The sequence below is a fragment of the Yunchengibacter salinarum genome (assembly GCF_037658235.1).
Lineage (GTDB): Bacteria > Pseudomonadota > Alphaproteobacteria > Sphingomonadales > Kordiimonadaceae > Yunchengibacter > Yunchengibacter salinarum.
On record NZ_JBBJLN010000001.1, the window covers coordinates 353905 to 379590 of the forward strand.

23 protein-coding genes and 1 tRNA gene are annotated in these 25686 nt (G+C 63.6%); 13 read left to right on the forward strand and 11 right to left on the reverse strand.

Translation table 11 applies throughout. From position 1 onward, the window contains the following. Positions 1 to 3: 3 nt before the first annotated feature. Both WGH93_RS01655 and WGH93_RS01660 read left to right on the forward strand, forming a co-directional pair. Positions 4 to 1320 (forward strand): UDP-glucose dehydrogenase family protein, encoded by a 1317-nt coding sequence (locus WGH93_RS01655; RefSeq protein ID WP_374763101.1) that lies wholly within the window; start codon positions 4 to 6, stop codon positions 1318 to 1320. 21 nt (positions 1321 to 1341) lie between these two features. Next, a complete protein-coding gene (locus WGH93_RS01660; protein WP_374763102.1) occupies positions 1342 to 2700 on the forward strand; it encodes an MATE family efflux transporter in 1359 nt (452 codons plus the stop codon). A 12-nt stretch (positions 2701 to 2712) separates the two neighbouring features. Here WGH93_RS01660 and arsC read toward each other — a convergent pair whose 3' ends face one another. Further along, a complete protein-coding gene (arsC, locus tag WGH93_RS01665; protein WP_374763103.1) occupies positions 2713 to 3057 on the reverse strand; it encodes an arsenate reductase (glutaredoxin) in 345 nt (114 codons plus the stop codon). Between the two features lie 160 nt (positions 3058 to 3217). After that, positions 3218 to 3292: transfer RNA gene (locus tag WGH93_RS01670), tRNA-Gly, on the reverse strand. Positions 3293 to 3453: 161 nt separating this feature from the next. On the opposite strand from WGH93_RS01670, the gene WGH93_RS01675 reads away from it, so the two are divergent. From WGH93_RS01675 to WGH93_RS01690, 4 genes are all read left to right on the forward strand, one after another. Continuing rightward, the gene (locus WGH93_RS01675; protein ID WP_374763104.1) at positions 3454 to 4662 is read left to right on the forward strand and encodes an aminotransferase class I/II-fold pyridoxal phosphate-dependent enzyme; all 1209 of its coding nucleotides are present in this window, start codon (positions 3454 to 3456) and stop codon (positions 4660 to 4662) included. 71 nt (positions 4663 to 4733) lie between these two features. Further along, positions 4734 to 5156, forward strand: coding sequence for a Co2+/Mg2+ efflux facilitator ApaG/CorD (gene apaG, locus WGH93_RS01680; protein WP_374763105.1), 423 nt, complete (start codon positions 4734 to 4736; stop codon positions 5154 to 5156). Between the two features lie 12 nt (positions 5157 to 5168). Then, the gene (locus WGH93_RS01685) at positions 5169 to 6611 is read left to right on the forward strand and encodes a TrkH family potassium uptake protein (protein ID WP_374763106.1); all 1443 of its coding nucleotides are present in this window, start codon (positions 5169 to 5171) and stop codon (positions 6609 to 6611) included. A gap of 40 nt (positions 6612 to 6651) precedes the next feature. Next, entirely contained in the window at positions 6652 to 7503 is an 852-nt protein-coding gene (locus WGH93_RS01690) for a hypothetical protein (RefSeq protein ID WP_374763107.1), read from the forward strand. 50 nt (positions 7504 to 7553) lie between these two features. Here WGH93_RS01690 and WGH93_RS01695 read toward each other — a convergent pair whose 3' ends face one another. Both WGH93_RS01695 and WGH93_RS01700 read right to left on the reverse strand, forming a co-directional pair. Further along, positions 7554 to 7973 carry a tellurite resistance TerB family protein gene (locus tag WGH93_RS01695; protein ID WP_374763108.1) on the reverse strand — a complete coding sequence of 140 codons (420 nt, stop codon included), beginning with the start codon at positions 7971 to 7973 and terminating at the stop codon, positions 7554 to 7556. 97 nt (positions 7974 to 8070) lie between these two features. Further along, a complete protein-coding gene (locus WGH93_RS01700) occupies positions 8071 to 10992 on the reverse strand; it encodes an ATP-dependent DNA helicase (RefSeq protein WP_374763109.1) in 2922 nt (973 codons plus the stop codon). Positions 10993 to 11170: 178 nt separating this feature from the next. Here WGH93_RS01700 and WGH93_RS01705 point away from each other — a divergent pair, with 178 nt between their 5' ends. Next, complete coding sequence (locus WGH93_RS01705; RefSeq protein WP_374763110.1) at positions 11171 to 12742, forward strand: lysine--tRNA ligase; 1572 nt, start codon at positions 11171 to 11173, stop codon at positions 12740 to 12742. Between the two features lie 78 nt (positions 12743 to 12820). Here the strand turns inward: WGH93_RS01705 and grpE are convergent, their stop codons facing one another. Next, on the reverse strand, positions 12821 to 13513 hold the full coding sequence (gene grpE, locus WGH93_RS01710) for a nucleotide exchange factor GrpE (RefSeq protein WP_374763111.1): 693 nt from the start codon (positions 13511 to 13513) through the stop codon (positions 12821 to 12823). 32 nt (positions 13514 to 13545) lie between these two features. Further along, positions 13546 to 14589, reverse strand: coding sequence for a heat-inducible transcriptional repressor HrcA (gene hrcA, locus WGH93_RS01715; RefSeq protein WP_374763112.1), 1044 nt, complete (start codon positions 14587 to 14589; stop codon positions 13546 to 13548). A gap of 263 nt (positions 14590 to 14852) precedes the next feature. On the opposite strand from hrcA, the gene rph reads away from it, so the two are divergent. From rph to hemW, 3 genes are read left to right on the forward strand one after another with little or no spacing between them, the layout of a single operon-like run. Beyond that, a complete protein-coding gene (rph, locus tag WGH93_RS01720; protein ID WP_374763113.1) occupies positions 14853 to 15572 on the forward strand; it encodes a ribonuclease PH in 720 nt (239 codons plus the stop codon). Then, on the forward strand, positions 15572 to 16180 hold the full coding sequence (gene rdgB, locus WGH93_RS01725) for an RdgB/HAM1 family non-canonical purine NTP pyrophosphatase (RefSeq protein ID WP_374763114.1): 609 nt from the start codon (positions 15572 to 15574) through the stop codon (positions 16178 to 16180). Before rph ends, rdgB begins: the two co-directional genes overlap by 1 nt. Next, positions 16177 to 17400, forward strand: coding sequence for a radical SAM family heme chaperone HemW (gene hemW, locus WGH93_RS01730; RefSeq protein WP_374763115.1), 1224 nt, complete (start codon positions 16177 to 16179; stop codon positions 17398 to 17400). The genes rdgB and hemW overlap by 4 nt, the downstream gene beginning before the upstream one ends. A gap of 60 nt (positions 17401 to 17460) precedes the next feature. On the opposite strand, the gene WGH93_RS01735 is transcribed toward hemW, so the two are convergent. Beyond that, complete coding sequence (locus tag WGH93_RS01735) at positions 17461 to 18798, reverse strand: penicillin-binding protein activator (RefSeq protein WP_374763116.1); 1338 nt, start codon at positions 18796 to 18798, stop codon at positions 17461 to 17463. A gap of 224 nt (positions 18799 to 19022) precedes the next feature. Between WGH93_RS01735 and rsmI the strand changes: the two genes are divergently transcribed. From rsmI to gshB, 3 genes are read left to right on the forward strand one after another with little or no spacing between them, the layout of a single operon-like run. Continuing rightward, entirely contained in the window at positions 19023 to 19919 is an 897-nt protein-coding gene (rsmI, locus tag WGH93_RS01740; protein WP_374763117.1) for a 16S rRNA (cytidine(1402)-2'-O)-methyltransferase, read from the forward strand. Next, positions 19916 to 20296, forward strand: a complete 381-nt coding sequence (locus tag WGH93_RS01745; protein WP_374763118.1) for a YraN family protein — start codon at positions 19916 to 19918, stop codon at positions 20294 to 20296. Before rsmI ends, WGH93_RS01745 begins: the two co-directional genes overlap by 4 nt. 36 nt (positions 20297 to 20332) lie before the next feature. Beyond that, entirely contained in the window at positions 20333 to 21292 is a 960-nt protein-coding gene (gshB, locus tag WGH93_RS01750; protein WP_374763119.1) for a glutathione synthase, read from the forward strand. A 47-nt stretch (positions 21293 to 21339) separates the two neighbouring features. Here gshB and WGH93_RS01755 read toward each other — a convergent pair whose 3' ends face one another. From WGH93_RS01755 to mnmG, 4 genes are all read right to left on the reverse strand, one after another. Further along, positions 21340 to 22245 carry a ParB/RepB/Spo0J family partition protein gene (locus tag WGH93_RS01755; protein ID WP_374763120.1) on the reverse strand — a complete coding sequence of 302 codons (906 nt, stop codon included), beginning with the start codon at positions 22243 to 22245 and terminating at the stop codon, positions 21340 to 21342. A gap of 27 nt (positions 22246 to 22272) precedes the next feature. Continuing rightward, complete coding sequence (locus WGH93_RS01760) at positions 22273 to 23070, reverse strand: ParA family protein (protein ID WP_374763121.1); 798 nt, start codon at positions 23068 to 23070, stop codon at positions 22273 to 22275. A 101-nt stretch (positions 23071 to 23171) separates the two neighbouring features. Beyond that, positions 23172 to 23816 (reverse strand): 16S rRNA (guanine(527)-N(7))-methyltransferase RsmG, encoded by a 645-nt coding sequence (gene rsmG, locus WGH93_RS01765; RefSeq protein WP_374763122.1) that lies wholly within the window; start codon positions 23814 to 23816, stop codon positions 23172 to 23174. After that, the gene (mnmG, locus tag WGH93_RS01770) at positions 23813 to 25672 is read right to left on the reverse strand and encodes a tRNA uridine-5-carboxymethylaminomethyl(34) synthesis enzyme MnmG (protein WP_374763123.1); all 1860 of its coding nucleotides are present in this window, start codon (positions 25670 to 25672) and stop codon (positions 23813 to 23815) included. Before mnmG ends, rsmG begins: the two co-directional genes overlap by 4 nt. Positions 25673 to 25686: the final 14 nt, after the last annotated feature.

The following is a 25686-nucleotide window of genomic DNA, read 5'->3' on the forward strand; positions in this document are numbered from 1 at the left end:
GACATGCGCATTGCAGTTGTTGGAACGGGGTATGTGGGGCTGGTTTCCGGCACCTGTTTTTCCGAATTCGGGCACGATGTGACCTGTGTGGATCAGGACGCGGATAAGATCGCGGCCCTGAACCGGGGCGAGGTGCCGATCTTCGAGCCCGGCCTGGATGGCCTGATAGAGCGGAACCGGGCGGCGGGCACGCTGGCCTTTTCCACCGACCTGGCCGCCGCCGTGCGCGGTGCCGAAGCCGTGTTCATCGCCGTGGGCACCCCGTCCCGGCGCGGCGACGGCCATGCGGACCTGCAATATGTCTATGCGGTGGCGGACGAACTGGCCGGTCTGATCCGGGATTATACGGTGGTGGTCACCAAATCCACCGTGCCCGTGGGCACCGGCGTGGAACTGACCCGGCGGCTGGGTGAAAAGCTGGACCCGGCGCTGTTCGACGTGGCCTCCAACCCGGAATTTCTGCGCGAAGGCTCCGCCATCGGGGATTTCATGCGCCCCGACCGGGTGGTGGTGGGCACCGCCTCCGAGCGGGCGCAAGCGGTGATGCGGGAACTGTATCGGCCCCTGTTTCTGAACGAAACGCCGGTGGTCTTCACCAACCGGGAAACGGCGGAAGTGATCAAATATGCTTCCAACGCCTTTCTTGCCACCAAGATCAGCTTCATCAACGAAATCGCCAATCTGTGCGAGGCGGTGGGCGGCGATGTGCAGGAAGTGGCCAAGGCCATGGGGCTGGACAATCGCATCGGGCCGAAATTCCTGCACGCCGGGCCCGGCTATGGCGGAAGCTGCTTCCCCAAGGACACGCGGGCGCTGGTGCATTCAGCGGATCAGTTGGGCGTGGACATGTCCATTGTGCGCACCGTGATCGCCAGCAATGATACGCGCAAGCACGGCATGGCCGACAAGATCATCCGCGCCTGTGGCGGCGATGTGGCGGGCAAGACCATCGCGCTTCTGGGCCTGACCTTCAAACCCAACACGGATGACATGCGCGAAAGCCCGGCCCTGGACATCGTGCCCGCGCTGGAAGCGGCGGGCGCCACGGTGCGCGCCCATGACCCCAAAGGCATGGCCGAGGCCCGCCCCCTGCTGCCCCGCACCACCCTGCTGGACGATCCGTATGAAGCCATGAAAGGGGCCGACGCGCTGGTGATCCTGACCGAATGGAACCAGTACCGCGCGCTGGACCTGAAGCGCGCCGCGGAGCTTCTGAAAGCCCCCCTGCTGATCGACCTGCGCAATATTTATGGCCGCGGCGACCCGGCTGCCCAGGGCTTTACCTATGTGAGCGTGGGTCGCCCGGATCGCCGGGCGTGACAGCCATGCCCGACCACCCCCATGCCTGATACGAACCAAACCACGGCGCACAGCCCCCATCGGCGCATCTGGGCCATTGCCGGCCCGGCCATCATCGCCAATTCCGCCGCCCCGCTGGTGGGGCTGGTGGATGCCTGGGTCATCGGCCATCTGCCGGGGGCGCGCTATCTGGCCGCCGTGTCCGCCGGGGCGACGGTATTCAGCTTCATTTACTGGGCCTTCGGCTTTTTGCGCATGGGCACCACCGGCCTGACCGCCCGCGCCCATGGCCGACGGGATATGGACAGCCTGAACCGGCTGTTGTTGCGTGCGCTGATCCTGTCGATGATCTTGTCTGGCACGATTCTTTTGTTCCAGACTGTCATCATGACGGCGGGGATGGCCGCCCTGGCACCACCGGAAGCGGTGCGCCCCCTGATGCGGGACTATATGGCCATTCGCATCTGGTCGGCGCCCGCCCAACTGGCCTTTTATGTGTTCAATGGCCTGCTGATCGGCCTGGCACGGGCCCGCACCGCCCTTTTGCTGCATCTGGTGCTCAATCTGACCAATGGCGCGCTCAATCTCGTTTTCGTGCTGGGTTTGTCCATGGGGGTCAGCGGGATCGCGCTGGGGTCGCTGATCGCGGAATGGATCGCCGCGCTGATGGGCCTGTATCTGACGGTGCAGGCGCTGGGGGGTGGGCGCCTTGTGGCGGCCCTGAAAGAGCGTGCCACCTATCGCCTGAACGCTTTTCGCGCCCTGTTCGCCGTCAATGCCTGGCTGTTCATACGCACATTGCTGCTGATCACGGCGCTCAGCCTGGTCACCCGGCAGGCGGGGCAGATATCCGCCGCCGCACTGGCCGCAAGCCATGTGCTGAACACTTTCCTGATGCTGCTGAGCCTGGGGCTGGATGGGTTTGCCTATGCCGCCGAAGCGCTCGCCGGGGCCGCCGCCGGGGCGCGGGATCGTCGCCAGTTTGATAAAGTCGTGCAGGCCGGGTTTCAGTGGGCCATCGCCGCATCCCTCGTCTATACGATTATCTTCGGCGGATTCGGAATGGCCATCGGGCGCGCGTTGACCGATGTGGCGGACGTGCGCGCCGCGCTGGCCACGGCCATGCCGATCATGGCCGCCATGCCGCTGGTGGCCGTATGGTGCTATCAGTTCGACGGCATTTTCATCGCCCTTGCCGCCAGCCGCGCCATGGCGCTGACCATGGCGGGGGCCACGCTGGTCTATCTGGCGATCCTGTTTCCGCTGACCCAGCATTTCGGGTTGTCGGGCCTGTGGACGGCTGTTCTGGTGCTGATGGGCCTGCGCGGTGGCCTGCAAGCGCTGGTGTGGCGGCGCCTTGTGCGGCGGGCTTTTGCCCCGGCGCGCAGGCCCGGCGCCTGAGGCGGCGACCGATCAAAAGATGTCCAGCACCCGTTCCGGCGGGCGGCCCAGCGCCGCCTTTGGCCCATTGATCACCACCGGGCGTTCGATCAGTTTGGGTGTTTCGGCCATGGCCCGAATCAGCGCGTCATCATCGCTGACATCCTTCAGGCCCTGATCCTTGTAGGCGGCTTCGCCCGTGCGCATCAACTGGCGCGGCTTCAGCCCCAGACGCCCCAGAATATCGCGGATTTCCGCCTCGTCCGGCGGGGTTTCCAGATAAAGCCGCACATCGGGATGAACACCTTTGTCTTCCAGCAGTTTCAATGTTTCCCGGCTTTTGCTGCAACGGGGATTGTGCCAGATGGTGACAGCCATGAAGCGCCCTTTCCTGCCTGATACAGCCTTTGACCAAGGCTTTTCCTGCCATAGAAATAGCAGACAGCAGGCCATGCGCAAGGGGCCGCCACGCGATGGACCCATACGAACGGGCCGGACGAAACATTGCGGCAAACGGATGGAGCGATTGCGGAAGAAATGGAGCGGGTGAAGGGAATCGAACCCTCGACACCGAGCTTGGGAAGCTCGTGCTCTACCACTGAGCTACACCCGCATGATCAAAAGCGGGCGGAGAATAGCAAGGCACGGGCCAAATGCAAGCGTGAAAACATGCCGGGCCGAGACCGCTTGACCGCGCCCCGCCATCGGGTCAGGTTGAGGGTCGGGGCCGCTTGAAGCCCGCATCTCATCCCATCGCTCTTGGCGGAAATATCTATGACACAGTCTCCTTCAAAGCCAGCCGGGCGCCCGAACTGGCGGCAGAAAACCAAGCTGGTGCGCACCGGCTCCCGGCGCAGCAATTTCGGCGAAATGTCGGAAGCGCTGTATCTCACCAGTGGCTTCGCCTATGACAGCGCGGAAGAAGCCGAAGCCCGGTTCGATGGCCGGGCGGAGGGGTTTACCTATAGCCGTCAGGCCAATCCGAGCCTTGCCATGCTGGAAGACCGCATGGCCGCGCTGGAAGGGGCCGAGGTGGGCCGCGCCACCGCCACCGGCATGGCCGCCATGACCGCCGCCCTGCTGTGCCAGCTCAAGGCCGGGGATCATCTGGTCGGCGGGCGGGCGGCTTTCGGTTCCTGCCGCTGGCTGATGGACAATCTGCTGCCCCGCTATGGCATCGAGACCACCGTGGTGGACGGCAAGGACGTGAACGCCTGGAAAGCGGCCATCCGCCCGGAAACACGGGTGCTGTTCTGCGAATCCCCCACCAATCCCACGCTGGAGCTGACCGACCTGTCGGCACTGGCCGCGCTGGCCCATGAACACGACGCCCGGCTGGTGGTGGACAATGTGTTCGCCAGCCCGCTTTATCAGAATCCGATGGCGTTCGGGGCCGATGTGGTCACCTATTCCACCACCAAGCATATTGACGGTCAGGGCCGGTGCCTGGGCGGCATGGTGCTGTGCGATGCCGCCTTTGATGAGGAGCATCTCTTTCCCTTTTACCGGCACACCGGCTGCGCCATGAGCCCGTTCAACGCCTGGGTCATGCTGAAAGGGCTGGAAACCCTGGCGCCGCGCGTGGACGCCATGACCGATAACGCGGAACATATCGCCAAGAGCCTGGCCGCGCGACTGAAAAGCACACGGTATCCGGGCCTCGACACGTTCGGGCAAAAGGCGCTGGCGGACAAGCAGATGCGCCGCGGCGGCACGCTGGTCACGTTCGATCTGCCGGGCGGGCGGGATCAGGCGTTCCGGTTCCTGAACCATCTGACGGTGTTCGATATCTCCAACAATCTGGGGGACAGCCGGTCGATCGCCACCCATCCCTGGAGTACCACCCACAAGGCGGTGGCGGAAGAAAGCCGGCTGGAACAGGGCATCACGCCGGGCATGATCCGGCTATCCATCGGGCTGGAAGCGGTCGAAGACCTGCTGGACGATCTGCATACCGCCCTGGATGCGGCGGGCCTTGACTGAGGCATGAGCAGAATGCGCGCCCCGGAGCGAAACTCCGGGCAGGGACCAGGGCGGCGGAAAGGACAGACTGCATGAGCGAAGACCTGATCAACGGCGTAATGACCTTCGAGGAAGAAACCGACGGCGTGCGGGTCGCGGTCCAGAGCTATTTCCTGGAGGACCAGAGCGAGCCGGACACGGGCCAGTATGTGTGGGCCTATCGCATCCGCCTGCACAATGAACGGCCCACGCCGGTGCAGTTGCTCACCCGCCACTGGATCATCACCAATGGTCTGGGCGAGGAGCACGAGGTGAAAGGCGAAGGCGTCATCGGTGAACAGCCGGTCATCGATCCCGGTGAGGCATTCGTCTATACCAGTGGCACCCCGCTGGACACGCCCACCGGCTTCATGCGCGGCAGCTATGGTATGCGGGCGGAGGATGGCAGCCGCTTCACCGTGACCGTCCCCACTTTTTCCCTGGACAGCCCGTTCCAGACCACCCGCATCAACTGACGGCGCCCGGTCATGACCCTTTCCATCCCGGATCTGCGCCCCGTTCTTCATGTGGTCGGTATTCTGATCACACTGATGGGCGCCACCATGGCCCTGCCGGTTCTGGCGGATCTGATCGCCGGCCACCCAGACTGGCGGGTCTTTCTGGCGGCCATGGCCCTGACCGGGACACTGGGCGGGATGATGGTGCTGGCCACCCGCGGCTATCAAACGGTGCTGAGCCTGCGGCAGGCCTTTCTGCTGACCATTCTGGCCTGGTTCATCCTGCCCGCCTTCGGCGCCCTGCCGCTGGTTTTTTCCGCCCGCGCGCTGGATTTCGCAAGCGCCTATTTCGAGGCCGCGAGCGGGCTTACCACCACCGGCGCCTCAGTGCTCAGCGGCCTGGATGACAGCCCGCCGGGCCTGCTGCTGTGGCGGCAATTGCTGCACTGGCTCGGCGGGCTCGGCATTGTGGTGATGATGGTGGCGATCATGCCCATGTTGCAGGAAGGCGGTATGCAGATCTTTCGCATGGAAAGCAGCGATACATCCGAAAAGATCCTGCCCCGCGCCCGCCAGATCGTTGGCGCGATCACCAGTATTTATGTCAGCCTGACTGCGCTGTGTGCCCTGATCCTGATCTTTCTCGGCCTTGGTGCCTTTGATGCCGTCAGCCATGCCATGTCCACCGTGTCCACCGGCGGTTTCGCCAATTATGACGCTTCCATCAGCCATTTCGACAGCGCGGCGGTGGACATGACCATATTGACCTTCATGATCCTGGGGGGGCTACCTTTTCTGTTGATCCTGCAACTCATACGGGGCCGCCCTGCTGTCTTCTGGCGGGATGAGCAGGTAAGGGTGTTTTTTGGTGTTATTGTCTTTCTTTCTGCCTTAATGACACTTTGGCTTTATTACAATAATAATTATACCTTATTTGAGTCTTTCAGGTATGGAACTTTCAATATCATATCAGTTCTTACGACAACAGGGCTTACCAACACCAATTACTTTTCATGGGGAAGCTTCGCAACCATTGTATTTTTGTTTGTCTCCCTTATTGGAGCCTGTGCCGGGTCCACGTCCGGGGCGATAAAGATTTTCAGGTTTATTGTTGTATTCAAGGAAATGGCTAAAATAGCTAATAAGATTGTGGCACCGAACGGACTTTTCATAGCGAAATATAACAAACGAAAAATTGACAACAGCGTAGAAAACTCGATATTCATTTTCATATTATTGTTTTTTGCAATTCTAGTAGCGATCACTTTCATTTTGTCCATGACGGGACTTGGATTCAAGGAATCCCTGTTCAGCGCGGTCATCACGATCACCAATGTGGGCGTTGGCCCAACCGGCGACATCGGGGCCTTTTCCGATCTGGCGAAATGGACTCTGTCCCTGGCCATGGTTCTGGGGCGGCTGGAGCTGTTCACGGTACTTGTGCTGATCTCGCCTGCCTTCTGGCGGGGTTAGGGCCATTGTCGCGGCCGCCTAAAACCGGCATAGTGCCCCCATGAAAAACCTTGTACTGACAGCGCTGATGCTGGGGATGCTCGCATCCCTTCCGGCCAGGGCGGATGATCGGCTTGCCCGCGCGCAGGCGGCGTTTGACGCGGGCGCATTCGAAACAGCCGCCGATCTGGGCCGGGCCAGCGACACGGCGGACGGGCTGTCCCTGGCCTGTCGCAGCGGCCTGATCCGGGGCGGCTGGCAGACCGAGGGCCCGGAAATGGTCACCATTCTGCATCAGGCGATCCGGGATTGCGAAAACGCCGTCATCAAGGAGCCCACCCACCTGGTGGGCAAGCTGTCGCTGGCGCTGGCGGTGGGATTCGAAGGCAAACGCCGCAAGAAGGCGGGCTATGCCGATGCCGCAAAGGACCACCTGAAAACACTGGTGCAGCTTTATCCCGATCACCCGGACCCCTGGGGCGCCCTTGCCGGATGGCACGCGGAAGTCAGCAAGGAAGGCTTCATGGCCCGGCTGGTTCTGGGGGCGCGGCCATCAAAGGCGCACGAATTCTTTGAAACGGCCCTGAAAAAGGGGTCGGTGGACGGGCCCTTCATGCTGGAATACTGCAAGTTTCTGGCCCGGCTCGGCCCGGTGGAACAGATGATAGCGGAAAGCCACCTGAACACCATGCTGGAAAAACCGGCACACACCGCTCTTTTGAAGATTGTCCGCGGCAAGGCCCGGAAACTGAAGGAAGCGCTGGCCAGCGGCAAGAAAACCCGCATTGCCGATGCGATCGAGGCCGCCAGCGCCTTTCCCGACATCGAAAAGCACGACAAGGTGGCGGATACGCTGGACCTGAAAGACCTGCCCGAACCGCCCGAAAGCGCCCTTGCAAAGGATGCGCTGTAGCGGCGCGAAAACGGGGTCCGAAACGGAAAAACGGCCCCGGCCCGCTCGGCTCAGTCCTGATTCAGGCTTTTCTGCCGGGCCGCCACACCCCGTTCCAGCGCGGCGGCGGTCAGCCGATCCACCCCCAGCGTATGACGGATGATTTCCAGCAGGCGCAGTTCCGCCTGGGTCAGTTCACTGTCGCTGGCGGCCACTTCACATGCCAGCGAATACACCAGATCATAGCGGCTTTCCGGTATCGCTTCCATGATCAGGCCCAGCGCCGCATCCAGCCCTTCTTCCGAGGACATCATCTCGATGCAGCTATCCGTGTCCGCTCGCAACCGTTCCACATTATAGTCGCGGAAAGCGGGCAGATATCCCACCAGCCCGGTCATCCGGGTGATTTCGCTTTCCGACATATCCCCGTCCGACGCGGCGGCCACCACCATCACATAGACCAACGCGGTTTCCTGAGAAATGGTGGACATGACAAGGCTCCCTGAAAAATTTGAACCGAACCCGCCGAACGGTTCGCCAGACGTGTTTGAAAGCAGTCTTAACAGGTGAACGGGCAGACGCAAACCTTCACCCGCCCGATGAGACGGAATGCCCAGAACCGGGATCATGAAAGGCGGCCACCCGCGCCACCGCATCCCTGAGGCCCAGGCGGTGAACCGGCACACCCGCGGGCAGGCCATCCAGCAGGCGGGTGGGGGTGCGGCCATCCAACAGCACGAACACGCCCCGATCGTCAGCGCGCCGGATCAGGCGCCCGAAAGCCTGCGCCAGCTTCAGCCGGGTCAGCATCTCGTCATAGCCCCGCCCGCCAAAGGCGGCCCGGCGCGCCCGGTGCAGCAGGGTGGGGCGCGGCCAGGGCACCCGGTCGAACACGATCTGCCGCAGCGCCCGGCCCGGCACGTCCACCCCGTCGCGCACGGCATCAGTGCCCAGCAGGCAGGCATCTTCCTCAAGCCGGAAAATATCCACCAGCGTGGCCGTGTCCATCGGGTCCACATGTTGCGCCAGCAGGGGCAGGCCGCGCGCTTCAAGGTCCGGCGCGATGGCATTCCAGGTGGCCTTCAATCGGCTGATGGCCGTGAACAGGCCCAGCGCACCGCCCCCGGACGCCATAAAAAGGGCACGATAGGCGGCGGCCACCTGATCCGGGTCCTGCTTGTTCACATCGCCCACAATGATCACTTCGGTCTGGCGGGCATAATCGAAAGGGCTCGGCACGCTGAGCCGCCGCGCGGGAGATAGCAAGTGTTGCGCGCCGGTGCGGCTGTCGGCGGCACCCCAGCCGGATGCCTCCCGGCTCGCCGCCCGATGCGCCTGTGGCCGGGCCATATGCGCCTGATCCATTTCCGATCGGGGCGGATCGGCTTCTTCCTGTTCCAGCGCCGCCCCGTCCACACGGTCCCGAAGGGTGGCCGAGGTGACCAGCACACCATGGGCCTTGTCGAACACGGTGCGGGCCAGCGGTTCGGTGGGGTCCACATAATGGCGGAACAGGCCCACATCCCGATCCTTGCCCGCGATCCGATCCAGTTCCAGATAATCCACCATGGCCGGGCCGTCGCCCTGCACGGTGCCATCCGCTGCATCATCGGGGCCAATGGTCTGAAGCATATGGCACCATTGACGCACCAGTTCCGCCCGCTGGGTCAGGGAACGGGCCGCCGCTTCCAGGCGCCCGCGGTCGCTGCTGTCCAGCGTGTCGGCCTGCTCATCCATCAGCCCCTTGAGCCGGGCCGACAGGGCCGTCAGCGCCCGGCCAAGCGGGTGCAGCTTGCGCCGCAGTTGGTCCGCGCTTTCCACCAAAGCCGGGGCGGGATCGGTCAGGGCGGCTTCCAGCGAATACGGCCCCGCATCCCGCGCCCGCGCCAGAATATGGCCGCGCGCATGGGTCAGAAAGGTCTCATAGGCGGTGATGGGGGCGCCGCCCGCCAGACGGGACAGCCAGTTATCCGCCGGAAGCTGGCGCGCCTCGGCCATGACCTGTTCCAGCAGGGTCACCGCCTCCTGATCGCCGCTGACCAGCTCTTCCAGCCGGTTTTTCAGCCCCCGCGCCCGTGTCGTGCCGCCCGACTCCTTGCCCCGAAGCCAGCGGCGAAGCTCTGCCCCCTCACTGCCGCTCAGGGCCACCGCAAAGGCACTGTCAGCGGCATCGAACAGGTGGTGCCCCTCGTCGAACACCAGGCGCAGGGGCAGGTCCGGGTCGCCGTCGGGCCGGGTGGCGGCCTGTGCCATCACCAGCGCATGATTGGCCACCACCAGGTCCGCATGGCGGGTCTTGCGCGCCGCCCGCTCGATGAAGCAGCGTCGATAATGGGGGCAGGCGGCATACAGGCATTCCCCCCGTCGGTCGGTCAGGCCGCTGATGCGATTGACCCCGAACGGCCCCTTCAACCAGGCGGGAAAATCGCCGCCGATCATGTCGCCGTCGCGGGTGAAGCGCGCCCAGCGCAGCACCAGCCCCACCAGCACCCGGTCCCGGTCCAGGCCACTTTCCACCCGTGCGCGCTGAAACACGGCGCGGGTGGTTTCTTCCAGATTCAGCAGGCAGGCATAGTTTTCGCGCCCTTTGCGGATCACGGCGCGGGCAGCCTTGGTGCGCGGGTCCGGGTACAGTCGGCTCAGTTCCTGATCCAGTTGCCGTTGCAGATTCTTGGTATAGGTGGCCAGCCAGACCGGCGCATCATTGGCTTCCGCCCATAAGCTGGCGGGCGCGATATATCCCAGCGTCTTGCCGGTGCCGGTACCCGCCTCCAGAAGCTGCATATTGGGCCCGTCCGCCATTTCACGGGGCCGGAACGCATGGGTGGCGGCCCCCGCATAGCGATGCTGGCCGGGCCGCTCCTCGGACCCGCTGCCGAGTATCCGGGCCAGGCGGTTCTGGGCGTCTTCCGGTGCCACGGGCGCGTCGCCGGGTGGCGGGGGCGGGGCATCATCCTGCCATTCCGGCACCCTGAGCCAGGTGGCAAGGCCGTTTTCCCCCTGCCCGTCCCGGTTGCCCGCGCGCCGGTCCAACGCCTGTATCACCAGCGGCCCCCACGGCCAGCCCGCCTGCGCCATCATCACCGCCACATCCCGCGCCCCGGCATGATAGCGATAGGTCTCGCTGGCCATGTCCGCCAGCAGCCGGGCCGCCAGTGTGCGAATGGCGCCGCAGCGCTCGGCGCCGGTTTCCAGCGACGCATCCAGCGTCAGCGCTTCCGCCAGACCTTTCAGCGTGGGCAGGGCGGGGCGCGCGGGCCGGGCAAAGGCGAACAGTTCCAGCACATCATGGGCCACCAGCGCGTTCAGCCCTAGCAGGCGCCCGGTGCGCAGCCGGTGAACGCACAAATGGGGGCCCTCCGCCATGGCGTCGGCGGCGGCGTTCAGGCTCAGGGTCTCAAGGGTGCCGTCGCCTGCAAGGCGGGTGGCGCCGCCGATGGTCACGTCCATCACCGGCAGCAAGGACAGGTCCGCATCCTCGGCGGCGGCTTCAACAATCAGATCACGCATGAGCCGAACCATAATCCAGCGAGCGCACCCTCACCAGAGCAAACCGGCCAAGGTCTTCAGCCATCGCGGCCATGTCCCGCCCGAACAGGCCGTGGCCAGCTTGATTTTTGGCCGCCGCTGCCATAGGTTCCATCACCCGCGCGAACGCCGGAAACACCCCAGCGAACAGGATACTCCCATGACCGCCAACCGTGAGCTCGCCAGCCAAGCCAATACATGGCCCTTCAAGGAAGCGGAGGCGGTGCTCAAACGGGTGAACAACACCACGCCGGACAAGGGTTATGTGCTGTTCGAGACGGGCTATGGCGCATCCGGCCTGCCGCATATCGGCACCTTTGCGGAAGTGGCGCGCACCACCATGGTCATGCGCGCCTTCAAGGCGCTGAGCGACATTCCCACCCGGCTGATCTGCTTTTCCGACGATATGGACGGCCTGCGCAAGGTGCCCGGCAATGTGCCCAACCGGGACAAGCTGGAAGCGGCCCTTGGCAAGCCCCTGACCCAGGTGCCGGACCCGTTCGGAGAACATGAAAGTTTCGGCGCGCACAACAATGCACGGCTGCGCCGCTTTCTGGATGGTTTCGGCTTTAAATACGACTTTCTGTCCGCCACTGACTGTTATCACAGTGGCCGGTTCGACGACACGCTCATCCGCATCGCGCAGAATTATGAGCGCATCATCAATGTGATCCTGCCCACACTGGGGGAGGAGCGGCGAAAGACCTACAGCCCGTTCCTGCCGATCTGCCCGAAGACCGGCGTGGTATTGCAGGTGCCCGTAACCCTGCTGGACGCGGACACCGGCCTGATCGCCTTCGAGGATTCCGAAGGAGAACGGGTGGAAACCACCGTCACCGGCGGCAAGGTGAAATGCCAGTGGAAAGTGGACTGGGCCATGCGCTGGGACGCGCTGGACGTGGACTATGAAATGGCGGGCAAGGACCTGATGGAAAGCGTGAAGCTGTCATCCACCGTGCGGCGCATTCTGGGCGGCAGGCCGCCGGAAGGTTTTTCCTATGAAATGTTCCTGGACGACAAGGGGGAGAAGATCTCCAAATCCAGGGGCAATGGCGTAACCATGGAAGAATGGCTTACCTATGCCAGCCCGGAAAGCCTGTCGGTCTATCTGTACCAGTCCCCGAAAAAGGCCAAGAAGCTGTATTTCGACGTGATTCCCAAGGCGGTGGACGAATATTACACCTTCGCCGCCAAATATCACGAGCAGGAACCGCTGGACCAGTTCAAGAACCCGGCCTGGTACATTCATGGGTCCGAAGTGCCGCGCTATGACCTGCCGGTGAGCTTCGCCCTGCTGCTCAACCTGGTTTCCGCCGCCAATGCGGAAGACAAGGAAACACTGTGGGGCTTTGTTTCCCGCTATGTGGACGGCGCCACCGCCGAGCAATACCCGGAACTGGACCGGTTGATGGATTACGCGGTGCGCTATTATCATGATTTCGTAAAGCCCACCAAGGCGTTCCGCGCCCCCAATACGCAGGAGCGGGAGGCGCTGGAAAACCTGAAATCCCGGCTGAAAGCGCTGGGCGAAGGGGAGCATGACCCGGAAACGATCATGACCGAGGTGTTTTCCGCCGGCAAGGATGCGGGTTTCGACAATCTCAGGGACTGGTTCCGCGCCTGCTATGAAACCCTGCTGGGCCAGAGCCAGGGCCCGCGCATGGGCGGCTTCATCGCGCTCTATGGCACACAGGAAACCATCGCCCTGATCGACAGGGCGCTGGCTGCCTGATCCACCGGATCGCATCAATCCATGAAAAAAGCCCGGCACCGCGCGGTGGCCGGGCTTTTCCATGCGCGTTAAAGCGGATCAGGCCTTGGTGTCCACCTTGGTCTCGCCGGACTGGGGCCCCGACTGGGGCTTGGCCACGCCCACCATGGCCGGGCGCAGCAACCGATCCTTGATCATATAGCCAACGCCCATGACCTGCACCACGCTGCCCGCGGGGTGTTCGTCCGTGGGCACCTCGAACATGGCCTGATGCCTGTTCGGGTCCATCTTCTGGCCGGGTTCCGGCACTTCCTGGGTGATGCCATGCTTTTCCAGCGTGTTCACCAGCTCCCGCTGGGTCATTTCCACGCCGTCCACCAGGGGCTTCACGTCGTCCGGCACGCTTTCCGGCACGGATTGCATGGCCCGGCCCAGATTATCCACCACGGACAGCATGTCCCGCGCGAATTTGGTGATGCCATAGGCATTGGCGTCGGCCTTTTCCTTTTCCGTGCGGCGGCGCAGATTTTCCATCTCCGCCCGCTCCCGCAGGATACGGTCCTTCAGCTCGGCCACCTCGTTTTGCAGCGCCACCACATCGGCACCCGCATCCACCATGCCCTCGGCATCGTCGGGGTTCGCGTCGGCATCGGGCGCATCGCCCATGCCCGCCTCGTCCCGCATGGCATCGGCGGCGGCCTGCTCAAGATCATGCGTATCCTTGTGGGCCTTGGGGTCGGTCTCGTGGGCGGCCCTGTTCTCGCCGGTATCCTTTTCGTTATCCATCGACATGCCTCGTTTACCTGATCTGTCCTGCCGGGCGCTCAGCCCAGCAAGCGGGAGAGTGTCCGGGCCGTGTAATCGACCATCGGAATCACCCGCGCATAATTCAACCGGGTCGGGCCGATCACACCGATCACCCCGACAAGCTCATTGCTGTCGCCTCTCATATAAGGAGAGACCACCAGAGATGAACCCGACAGCGAAAATAATTTGGTCTCGGACCCGATAAAAAGCCGAACGCCCTCCCCTTCACGGGCCAGTTCCAGCAGGCGGGCCAGGTCCCGCTTGCGCTCCAGTTCATCGAAAAGCTGGCGCACACGCTCCAGTTCCTCCACCGCGCGCACATCTTCCAGCAGATGGCCCTGACCGGTAACGATCAGGGAGGCTTCTTCCGTCTCCTCGCCGGACCAGACGGCCAGCCCTTCTTCCACCACCTTGCTGGTAAGCTGATCCAGTTCCGCCTTGCGGGTGGACAGCTCCTGATTCACCAGCCGGGTGGCCTCTTCCAACGTATGGCCCGCCAGCCGCGATGACAGATAGTTACTCGCCTGCACCAGCGAGCTGGATGGCAACCCCGGCGGCAAAGACACCAGCCGGTTTTCCACGCTGTCGTCTTCCCCCACCAGCACCACCAGCGCCCGATCCGGCGCGATGGACACGAATTCCATATGCCGCACCCGGCGATGCTCCTTGGGGACCATCACCACGCTGGCCAGATTGGACAGACCGGAAAGCGCCTTGGTGGCTTCCCCCAGAAGGTCTTCCATGCTGCGCCCGGTGGCCTCACAGTGGCCGCGAATGGCGGCCCGGTCCCGCGCGGACAGGTTGCCCACCTGCATCAGGCCATCCACGAACAGCCGAAGCCCGGTATCGGTGGGTATCCGCCCGGCGGATGTGTGGGGTGCCGCCAGCAGGCCCGCCCGCTCCAGATCCCGCATCACATTGCGCACCGTGGCGGGGGACACGGATATCCCGTCACCCAGCGCAATGGTCTTGGACCCCACCGGCTCGCCACTATCCAGATAGGTTTCCACGATGCGGCGGAAAATATCCTGGTTGCGCTTGGTCAGGTCCGTAAGGGTCATGGGGCAAAAAGCCTGCTGTGATGATGATGGCCTGATGGTACAGATGGGCATGACCGAGGCCAAGATCAATCACCCGCCGGGCGGGCTTTCCCCGCAGGGGCGCCCGTTGCGCATGGGGGGCGCCCGTTGCGCATGACGGCTTGCTCTTTGACCTCGGCGCGGCAAGGGGCTAGTAGAGACCGTAAGTTCCAAAACACCAGCGCCCTTGCAGCCATGTGCCGGGGCGCGCCTGCTGAAACCGTTCTGCAAGAAGGACCGAGCCCATGCGACCGAGCGGACGCGCCGCCGACGAGATGCGAACCCTGGAATTCCTGCCCGGCTTTTCCAAGCACGCCGAAGGCAGTTGCCTTGCCAAATTCGGCGATACCCATGTGCTGGTCACCGCCAGCTTCGAACACCGCCCGCCGCCCTGGCTCAGGGATACCGGCAGGGGCTGGGTCACGGCGGAATATGGTATGCTGCCCCGCTCCACCCATGAACGGATGCCGCGCGAAGCCAGCCGCGGCAAGCAGGGCGGTCGCACGCTGGAAATCCAGCGCCTGATCGGCCGGGCGCTCCGCGCCGTGGTGGATCTGGAAAAAATGGGCGAAAAACAGGTGCGGGTGGACTGCGACGTGCTGCAAGCCGATGGCGGCACCCGCACGGCGGCCATTTCCGGCGCCTATGTGGCTCTGCACCAGTGCTTCAGCCACCTGTATCAGGAAGGCAAGATGGAGCATTTCCCCCTGATCGACAGCGTTCAGGCGGTCTCGTGCGGGCTGTATAAGGGCCAGCCGGTGCTGGATCTGGATTATCCCGAAGACAGCGCCGCCGCCACGGATGCCAATTTCGTCCTTACCGGGTCCGGCGGGATCGTGGAAATCCAGTCCACCGCCGAGGAAGAGCCCTTTTCCGAAGAAGACTTCCTGCGCCTGCTGCGGCTGGCCCGGATCGGCTGCGACGGCATCAAGCGCACTCAGGAAAGTGCGCTGGGGCAGGGCTGATGGCCCGCGCGCTCACCGGGCAGGGGCGGCTGGTGATCGCCAGCCACAATCAGGGCAAAGTGCGCGAAATCGGCGCCCTGATGGCCCCCCACGGGATCGAAACCCTGTCTGCCGCGGACCTGAACCTGCCCGAACCGGACGAGACCGGCACCAGCTTTCAGGCCAATGCGGAGCTGAAGGCACTGGCGGCGGCAAAAGCGGCGGGTCTGCCCGCGCTGGCGGATGACAGCGGGCTGGAAGTTCATGCGCTGGGCGGCGATCCCGGCATTTACAGCGCCCGCTGGGGCGGCCCGGACAAGGATTTCACCCTGGCCATGGACAAGGTGCGCCGGGCGCTGGAAAACGGCGGCCATGACAATCACGGCGCCAATTTCACCTGCGCGCTCACCCTCGCCTGGCCGGACGGCCACAGCGACACATTTCTGGGGCGCGTGTTCGGAACCCTGGTCTTTCCGCCCCGCGGGGAGCAGGGCTTCGGCTATGATCCGATCTTTGTGCCGGAAAGTCATTCCATCACCTTTGGCGAGATGGACCCGGATGCCAAGCACCGCATCAGCCATCGGGCCGACGCGTTCCGCCAGTTGATGGCGGCCTGCCTGCCGCGATGAGCGCCCCCGCCCCGGCAAGCGACACGGCTGCCCATGCCGTCGCCCTGCCCGGTTCCGACCGGGCCATGCCGGTGGGGGTTTATGTGCATTGGCCGTTCTGCGAGAAAAAATGCCCTTATTGCGACTTCAACAGCCATGTGCGCCCGGAGGTGGACCATGATCGCTGGCGCCGGGCGCTGGTGCGGGAAATCCGGGAAACCGCCGCGCTTTATCCCCGCCTCACCACCCGCAGCGTGTTTTTCGGTGGCGGCACCCCCAGCCTGATGGACCCGCACACCACCGCCGCCGTGCTGACGGAGATCAACCGCGCCTGGCCCATGGAGCAGAATGCGGAAATCACGCTGGAGGCCAACCCTTCCAGCGTGGAGGCGGGCCGCTTCCGGGCCTTTGCGGATGCGGGCGTGAACCGGCTGAGCGTGGGTGTGCAGAGCTTTGACGATGACGCGCTTCGTTTTCTGGGGCGCCTGCACGACAGCGCCGCCGCCCGCCGCGCGCTGGATGTGGCGTTCAACAGCGTGGGCCGGGTCAGCTTCGATCTGATTACCGGGCGACCGGACCAGAGCCTGTCCGCCTGGCAGGCGGAGCTGGATGAAGCGCTGGCTTATGGGCCGGATCATATCTCGCTGTATCAACTGACCATCGAGCCGGGCACCGCCTTTGCCGCCCAACATGCGCGCGGGCGCTTCACAATGCCCGACGAGGACCATGCTGCGGCACTGTTCCGCGCCACGCGGGACCGGCTGCACGCCGCCGGGCTGCCCGCCTATGAGGTATCGAACCATGCCCGGCCCGACATGGAAAGCCGCCACAATCTGATCTATTGGACCGGCGGCGCCCATGTGGGCATCGGCCCCGGCGCCCATGGCCGCCTGCCCGCCCACAGCGGCCCCGGCGCCCTGGCCACCGCCACGCACAAGCGACCGGAACGCTGGCTTTCACAAGTGGAGAAAAGCGGGCTGGGGCTGATCGAAACCACGCCCGTTCCAGCGCAAGAGCGCTTGCGCGAAACCATCATGACCGGCCTGCGCCTGACGGAGGGCCTGTCGCTCGACGATCTGAAAGCCCGCTTCGGCGACAAGGCGGTGGCCACCGCGCTGGACAGTGACGGCCTGGCCCTGTTGCGGGATCAGGGTTTTCTTCAAGCAGTCCCGGACAGGCTTGTGGCCACGGAAAAAGGCTTCCTGGTTCTGAACGGGGTGATAGCGGCCATCCTTGCCTGAGCCCTGCCCGTTTGTTTCCAACCCTGTCGGATTCCTGCCCTGTCGGGGCGCCGTGACCCCTTATCGGGCCGCATCCTCGCCGTCGGGAATGGGATCGCCGGGCGCCACCAGCGGCGCACGAAACACGCCGGGGGCCGGCGCCGCCACGGTAAAGGCGCCGTCTTCAATGGCGATCACGGCCAGATTGCGATCCACCACGCCGGTTTCCAGAAACCGGAACGGCCCATCCACCCCGGCAAAGCCACCCGGAACGGTCAATCGCTCTTCACTGAAGGGGTCTTCCGGCCCATGGGTGCGCACCAGATGAGCGGCCAGCGCGACGGCATCATAGGCCAGCGAGGCAATGCGCGGCGGCGACCCTGAAAAAAGCTCTTTATATCGTGCCAACAAGCGATTGCCGGGGCCGGGGTCGGGCGCGGCGAACAGCCCCCCCTGAAGGGTGGTTTCCCCCAGCACCACATCGTCCTGCCACAGCCCGGTTCCCAGAAAGCGCACCTGTTCCGGGTCCACCTCGAAATAAGGCAACAGCGCGGCCATGGTTCTGAGCAGGGCGCCCCCTTCAGGGATCAGCACCGCATCAAACGGTGGCGGGCCCAGCACTTCCCGATCAGCCAGGTCTTCAAGAATAGGGTCAACAAGGCCGCTGTTCAGCGCTTCCAGCGCTTGTCGTTCCGCACGCAATTCCGCCTGTCGGCTGTCATAGGCGGTCAATCTGCGGATCGGGTCGCTGACCGCTTCGGCCATCGGGGGATAATCCTGAAGGCGCGCCACCTCCGCCCCGGCGCGATTCACCGCCATGGTGAAGGCCCGCTCCACCTGGTCGCCATATCGCCCCGCCGGAATAAGGGCGGCGAACCGTTCATGGCCGCGTTCCACCGCATAGCGCACCACCCGCGCCACTTCCTGTTCCGGCGCAAATCCGAACACATAGCGGCCCGGCGCGGCGATGGAACGGTCATTAGACAGGCCGATCACCGGAATGCCGCGCGCCGCCACCATTTCATCCGCCGCCACCACATTATTGGCGAACAATGGTCCGATAATCAGATCCGCCCCGGCATTAAGGGCATTAAGCGCCTGTTCCCGCGTACGATCCCGCTCTCCCGCCGTATCGAAAGGCAGCAACACAAGCCGGGGATCATAGGCTTCGAACAGGGCCATGCTGGCCGCATTGAGCAGGGCCTGCCCGGTGGATGCCTGATCGCCGCTGAGCGGCAGCAAAAGGGCAATGCGCACCTTTTCGTCTTCCGGCGCCCGATCCGGCAAGGGCGACAGAACGGGGCGGCTGTCCTCCACCGGGGCGGGTGCCTCCTGCCGGGGTTGCTGCACCCGTGTTTCCGGCGCGGGCTGGCGCGTGGTCTGGCCACCACAGCCCGCCAGCATCAGGCCGACCAGCATGGTCAGCCCCACAGCCCTAAGCCGGAGCGGAAAGCGGTTTCTCGCGGGATGTATGGACGCGTGCCTCAAAAACCTGCACCCTGCATCAAACGGTATCCACGCCGACCGCAACACGCGGCCCGGCGCCCATGACCCGAAAAGCCCCATCAACCTAGAGAGAGAGCGGCCCCGGTGCAAGGCGCAAGCCGCGCCATCAGGCCACATCCCGCAACGGATTTTCGCCCATGACCAAGCCGCAGGACACGCCCCCGGAAAATGACCCCCTGGAACACGGGCTCCTCGCGCCCGGTTTGTATATCGTGGGCACGCCGATCGGCAATCTGGGCGATCTGAGCCCGCGCGGGCGGGACACCCTGGCCCGCGTGGATCGCATCGCCTGCGAGGATACCCGCGTCACCGGCAGGCTGACAGGATGGATCGGCAGCAAGGCCAGCCTCACGGCCTATCACGACCACAATGCCGCCCGCGTGCGGCCGGGCCTTCTGGCGGCACTGGCACGGGAAGAACGGGTGGCGCTGGTGAGCGATGCGGGTATGCCGCTGATCTCCGACCCCGGTTACAAACTGGTGGCCGAGGCCCGCGCGGCGGGTCATCCGGTGCGCGTTGTGCCGGGGCCGAGCGCGGTAAGCAGCGCCCTGGCGCTGGCCGGGTTGCCCACGAATCGGTTCCTCTTCGCCGGGTTTCCGCCACCAAAGACCGCCGCCCGGCGGCGCTGGTACGCCGAGCAGGACCGGGCCAATGCCACCCTTGTGGTGTTTGAAAGCGCCAAGCGCGTCGCCGCCAGCCTGCAAGACGCTGCCGGGGCACTGGGAAACCGGCCCGTGGCGCTGTGTCGGGAAATCACCAAGCGGTTTGAAACCGTGCTGGAGGGTCGGCTGGATGATCTGACCGAACGGCTTGAGGCAAGCCCGGTCAAGGGGGAAATCGTGCTGGTGATCGCCCCTGCCCCCGAAAAGCCAACAGAAATCAGGCTGACCCCGGAAGGTATTCTGGAAAAGGCACTGGAAACCATGACGGTCAGTGCCGCGGCACGATTCACGGCGGAGCTGACCGGTCGGCCCCGCAAGGCGCTGTATCAAAGGGCGCTGGAAATCGCCGATGACCCGGATACGGATGCATGAGCACCGCAGACCGCCAGGCCCGCGCCCAAAAGGGCCAAAGGGCGGAACGCCAGGCCCGCTGGTGGCTCCGCCTGACCGGTCACCGGATTCTGGCGCGCAATTATCGCTGCAAGGTGGGGGAGGTGGACATCATCGCCCGCCCCTTGCGCCCCGGCGCTCCGCTGCTGGCGATCGAGGTGAAGGCGCGCGCCACGGAAAGCGCCGCCAGAGAGGCCGTCAGCCACCGGCAATGCCAGCGGATCGCCCGCGCCCTGCAACACTGGCAGAGCACGGCACCCGCCACTTTGCGGGGCCTGCCGGTGCGTTTCGACCTGATGGCCCTTGTGCCGGGCCGTCTGCCACGGCATATCAGGGACGCTTGGCGGATGCGGACCTGATGCCGCCGCCATGAGCCGATAACGGAAAGGACTGTCATGACTGCCACAAACCGCCGCGTCGCCATTCAGATGGACCCCATGGAAAACATCAACATCGATGGGGACAGCACCTTTGTCCTGGCGCTGGAAGCACAGGCACGCGGCCATGCCCTGTGGCATTATCTACCCGGTGACCTGAGCTACCGGGAGGGTCGCGTGGTGGCCCGCGCCCGGCCACTCACCGTACAGCGGGAAAAAGGCAGCCATTTCACTTATGGCCCGGTTCAGACACTGGACCTGGAAACCGATCTGGATGTGATCCTGATGCGGCAGGACCCCCCCTTCGATATGAGCTATATCGCCGCAACCCATTTGCTGGATATGGTGCATCCGAAAACGCTGGTGGTGAATGACCCCACCCATGTGCGCAATGCACCCGAAAAGCTGTTCACGCTGATGTTCCGGGACCTGATGCCGGAAACGCTGATCACCCGTAGCCTGGATGAAATCCGGGAATTTCGTGCCCGGCACGGGGAAATCATTCTGAAACCCCTGTTTGGCAAGGGCGGCGAAGGCGTCTTTCATCTGGATGAAACCGACAGCAATCTGGCCAGCCTGTTGGAAATGTTCACCCTGCACAGCCGGGAACCCGTTATGGTTCAACGCTTTTTGAAGGAAGTGCGCGGGGGCGACAAACGCATCATATTGGTGGACGGCGAACCCGCCGGGGCCGTGAACCGTGTTCCGGCGGACGGCGAAGTGCGTTCAAACCTGGTGGTGGGGGGCCGTGCCGAGAAATCCAGCCTGACCGACCGGGAACTGGAAATCTGCCGGACCATCGGCCCCGACCTGAAGAAACGCGGCCTGATATTTGTCGGCATTGACGTGATCGGCGGCTGGCTGACCGAGATCAATGTTACCTCGCCCACGGGCCTGCAATCCATCAATGGCTTTGACGGCGTGCGGCTGGAGGCCGATATCTGGACAGCAATCGAGAGAAAGCTGGAAAGCACCTGAATATTATCCGGGTAATATCGGCTGAGACGACTTTATACGGTGAATGGCTATATCCCGCAGACCCCCAGCTTGGCGCATAGCGCATCAAGCTGGTCCAGCGTGTCATAGCCAAGGGTGAGCGTGCCACCATCATCGCCGTGCCGGATGTTCACGCGCACGCCGGTGGCCGCGGCGATGTCTTTTTCCAGTGCGACGGTATCCGCATCCTTGGCCGCCTGCCCGCCGGGGCGCGGCTCCCGTCGGCGCACGGGCGATCCCTTGGCCTCCCCCGCCAGCTTTTCGGTCTGCCGCACGCTCAGCCCGTCCGCCACCACTTTTTTCGCCAAGGCATCCGGGTCCGTCGCACCAATAAGCGCCCGCGCGTGGCCCATGCTCAAGGCCCCCTGATCCACCAGGGCGCGGACACTTTCGGGCAACCCCAGCAGACGCAGAAGATTGGCCACATGACTGCGGCTTTTCCCCACCACCTGCGCAACGTCCGCCTGATTATGGCCGAAATCATCAATCAGGCGCTGATAGGCGCTGGCTTCTTCCATGGGGGTCAGGTTCTGGCGCTGGATATTCTCGATAATGCCGATTTGCAACACATCGGCGTCGTCCAACTCCTGCACCACCACGGGCACATCATGTACCGCCGCCTTTTGCGCCGCACGCCAGCGACGCTCCCCGGCGACGATCTGGTAGCGTCCACCATCCAATGGCCGCACCAGAACCGGTTGCAGCAGCCCTTTTTCCTTGATCGAGCGCGCCAGGTCTTCGAGGGCCTCCGCGTCAAAGGACTGGCGCGGCTGATGGGGGTTGCGCTCCAACAGGCCAATGGGAAGCTGCCGGGGATGCAGACCCTCCGCCGCCAGAGCATCCTGATCGGGCGCGGTGGTATCCCCCGTTTCACGATCATCCACCATCAGCGCGGACAAACCACGCCCCAGACCTTTTTTACGCTTCGTGGCCATGTCAGATATACCTTTATTTACAATAGTTTATGCAGCCTGTTCCCGGTGGCGACCCAATATTTCGCGGGCCAGCCGAATATAGGCCTGACTGCCGGGGCAGCGATAATCATACAGCAGAGCCGGTTTGCCATGGCTGGGAGCCTCGGAGATGCGCACATTGCGCGGAATCACCGTTTCATAAACCTGATCGCCCAGAAAACCCCGCACATCCTCCGCCACCTGAACGGACAGATTGTTCCGACCATCATACATGGTCAGCACCACCCCCTCCACGACCAGTTGCGGATTCAGCCCGGCCTGTACCTGCTCCACCGTGCGGAGCAGAAGACTCAACCCCTCCAGCGCATAGAACTCACATTGAAGGGGCACGAGAACACTGTTCGCGGCCACCAGCGCGTTGATCGTCAACAGTGACAGCGATGGCGGGCAATCGATCAGGATAAAATCATAATCCGCCGCCACACCTGCCTGTTCCAGCGCATATTGCAGGCGGAAATTGCGATGGCGCATTTCGGCCAGTTCCAGATCCGCGCCGGAAAGATCCACCGTGCTGGGCACCACATCCAGTCCGGGTACGCCACTGTCCGCCAGCGCCTGTTGCAGGGGCGCGGCCCCAAGAACCACGTCATAACTGGTGATTTCCCGCGCCGTGCGATCAATCCCGAAGCCGGTGCTGGCGTTGCCCTGCGGGTCCAGATCGATGATGAGAACCCGCTTCTTGGCGGCGCACAAGGCGGTGGCAAGATTGATGGCCGTGGTGGTCTTACCCACGCCACCCTTCTGGTTGACCACCGCGATGATGCGGGCCTTTGCCCTGTCAGGCATAGAATATCCCCCCATTTTGTGCGCCCACGGAAGTGGGCTTCATGCGCCCCGAAAAGCGTTTCAGACGGATCAATGTTTCACGTGGAACATGAAACACGGGCCTATGAGTGGGCGGCAACCCCCGTCAGGTCCAGTATTACGCCCGATGGATCACTCAGGCTGGCATGTCGCTGCACTGATACTTTCCAATAGCGGCGCGCATGGGTCAATTCCTCTTCTGCCCTGGCCCCTTTCAAAAACAGGCATCTGGTCCCTTCATCGCAGAAAGGTTCTGCCCATTCCAGAAGTTGGGCCAGATCAGAACAGGCCCTGCTGATCACCACATCCACCGGAAACGGCGTTAATTCTTCGAATCGCGCCATATGAATCCGGGCATCCACCCCGGTTTCCCGGCAAACCTGACGCATAAAGGCGCCTTTTTTGGCATTGGCCTCAACACTATGCAGTTGGATCGGCGCCAGCATAGCCATGACCAGTCCCGGAAATCCGGCGCCGCTACCGATATCCAACACACGCAAGGGCGCCCCCCTATCCGCCGGCAACAAAGGAACCAGTTGCGCGGAATCGAGAAAGTGCCGCTCCGCCATGTTATCCAGTGATCCGTTCGCCACGAGATTTTTCGCCTTTTGCCATTTTTGCAAAAGACTGCCATAGCGCATCAGGGTCTCAGCCTGCGCCGCGGTCACAGGACAGGCGCGGCGCACCATGTCAGGAATGGCGGCGACCGGGTCTCCGGCGGTGCTCATGCAGCCGTCCGTTTCCTGATATGACTGAGCAGCACGCTCAGGGCCGCGGGGGTCACCCCGGCAATGCGGGATGCGGCGCCGAGCGTCTCCGGCCTCGCCTCGCGGAATTTTTCCTTCAATTCGTTGGAAAGGCCGCTCACCGCGTCAAAATCCAGATTGGCCGGAATCACCAGATTTTCATCCTTGCGGAACGCCTCAATATCCCGGCGTTGCCGGTCAAGATAGGTTTTGTACATGGCATCGATTTCCAATTGCCGGGCGATGGGCTCCGCCACCTCGCCAAGCTCTCCGGGCCATATGCCAGCCAATGTGGCGAAATCGATATCCGGGAAAGCCAGCAGGGTTTCCCCGTTTCGCCGCACGCCATCCTGATTCAGATTCAGGCCGTGGCGTGTTGCCTCCGTTGGCGTCAGGCTGAGGGCACACAGCCTGGCCCGCGCATCTTCCAATGCCACGTGTTTCGCGGAAAAATGCGCCCAGCGATCTTCACCGACCAGCCCGACCCCGTGGCCGAGGGGCGTCAAGCGCTGATCCGCATTATCCGCCCGCAGCAACAGGCGATATTCCGCCCGGCTGGTGAACATGCGATAAGGCTCCCGCGCGCCCTGTGTGATCAGGTCGTCAATCATCACGCCCATATAGCCATCGGCCCGGTCCACATAAAAAGGGGCCGCGCCCCTTGCCGCCAACGCCGCATTGGCGCCCGCGATCAGGCCCTGTGCCGCGGCTTCTTCATATCCCGTGGTGCCGTTGATCTGCCCCGCCAGATACAGGCCGGGCATGGCGCGCACTTGCAGGGCGCGGTCCAACTCTCGCGGGTCCACATAATCATATTCGATGGCATAGCCCGGTTGCAGGAGACGCACCTGTTCCAGACCCGGAATGGTGCGGATGAACGCTTCCTGCACGTCTTCCGGCAGGCTGGTGGAAATGCCATTGGGATACACCGTGTGGTCGTCCAGCCCTTCCGGCTCCAGAAAGATCTGATGGCTGTCCTTGTCCGCGAAACGAACCACCTTGTCCTCGATGCTTGGGCAATAGCGCGGCCCGCTGCTGTCGATCTGTCCGCTATACATCGGCGCGCGGTGCAGGTTATCCCGGATGATGGCATGGGTTTCCGGCGTGGTGCGGGTGATATGGCACGCCACCTGCGGCACGGTGATCCTGTGGGTCAGAAAGGAAAACGGCACCGGTTCCGCATCGGCTTCCTGCGGCGTGCAGCGGGACCAGTCAATACTGCGGCCATCCAGGCGAGCGGGGGTGCCGGTTTTCAGCCGCCCCAGGCGAAGGCCGCCGGTTTCCAACCGCTCGGACAAGCCATAGGCGGGCGCATCGCCCACACGGCCCGCCGGTATCTGCCGCTCCCCCATATGGATCAGGCCACGCAAAAATGTGCCGGTGGTCAGAACCACACGGCCCGCCCATAGCTGTTCCCCGCTTTCAAGACAAACCCCGGCCAACCGATCACCACCGTCCATGATCAGATCATTCACCGCGCCTTCTTTCAGGGTCAGATGGTCACATCCGGCAAGATGGTTCTGCATGGCCTGACGATACAATTTCCGGTCGGATTGGGTGCGCGGCCCTTGCACCGCAGGGCCCTTGCGCCGATTGAGCAACCGGAACTGAATGCCTGACTCGTCGGCCACCCGCCCCATCAGGCCATCCAGCGCATCAATTTCCCGAACCAGGTGCCCCTTGCCCAGGCCGCCTATCGCCGGATTGCAGGACATGGCGCCGATGGTATCCAGCTTGTGCGTAACAAGGCACGTGCGGACACCGACGCGCGCGGCGGCAGCGGCGGCTTCCGCACCGGCATGGCCCCCACCAATAATGATGACCTGATAATCCGTCATGACGCACCCTTGAG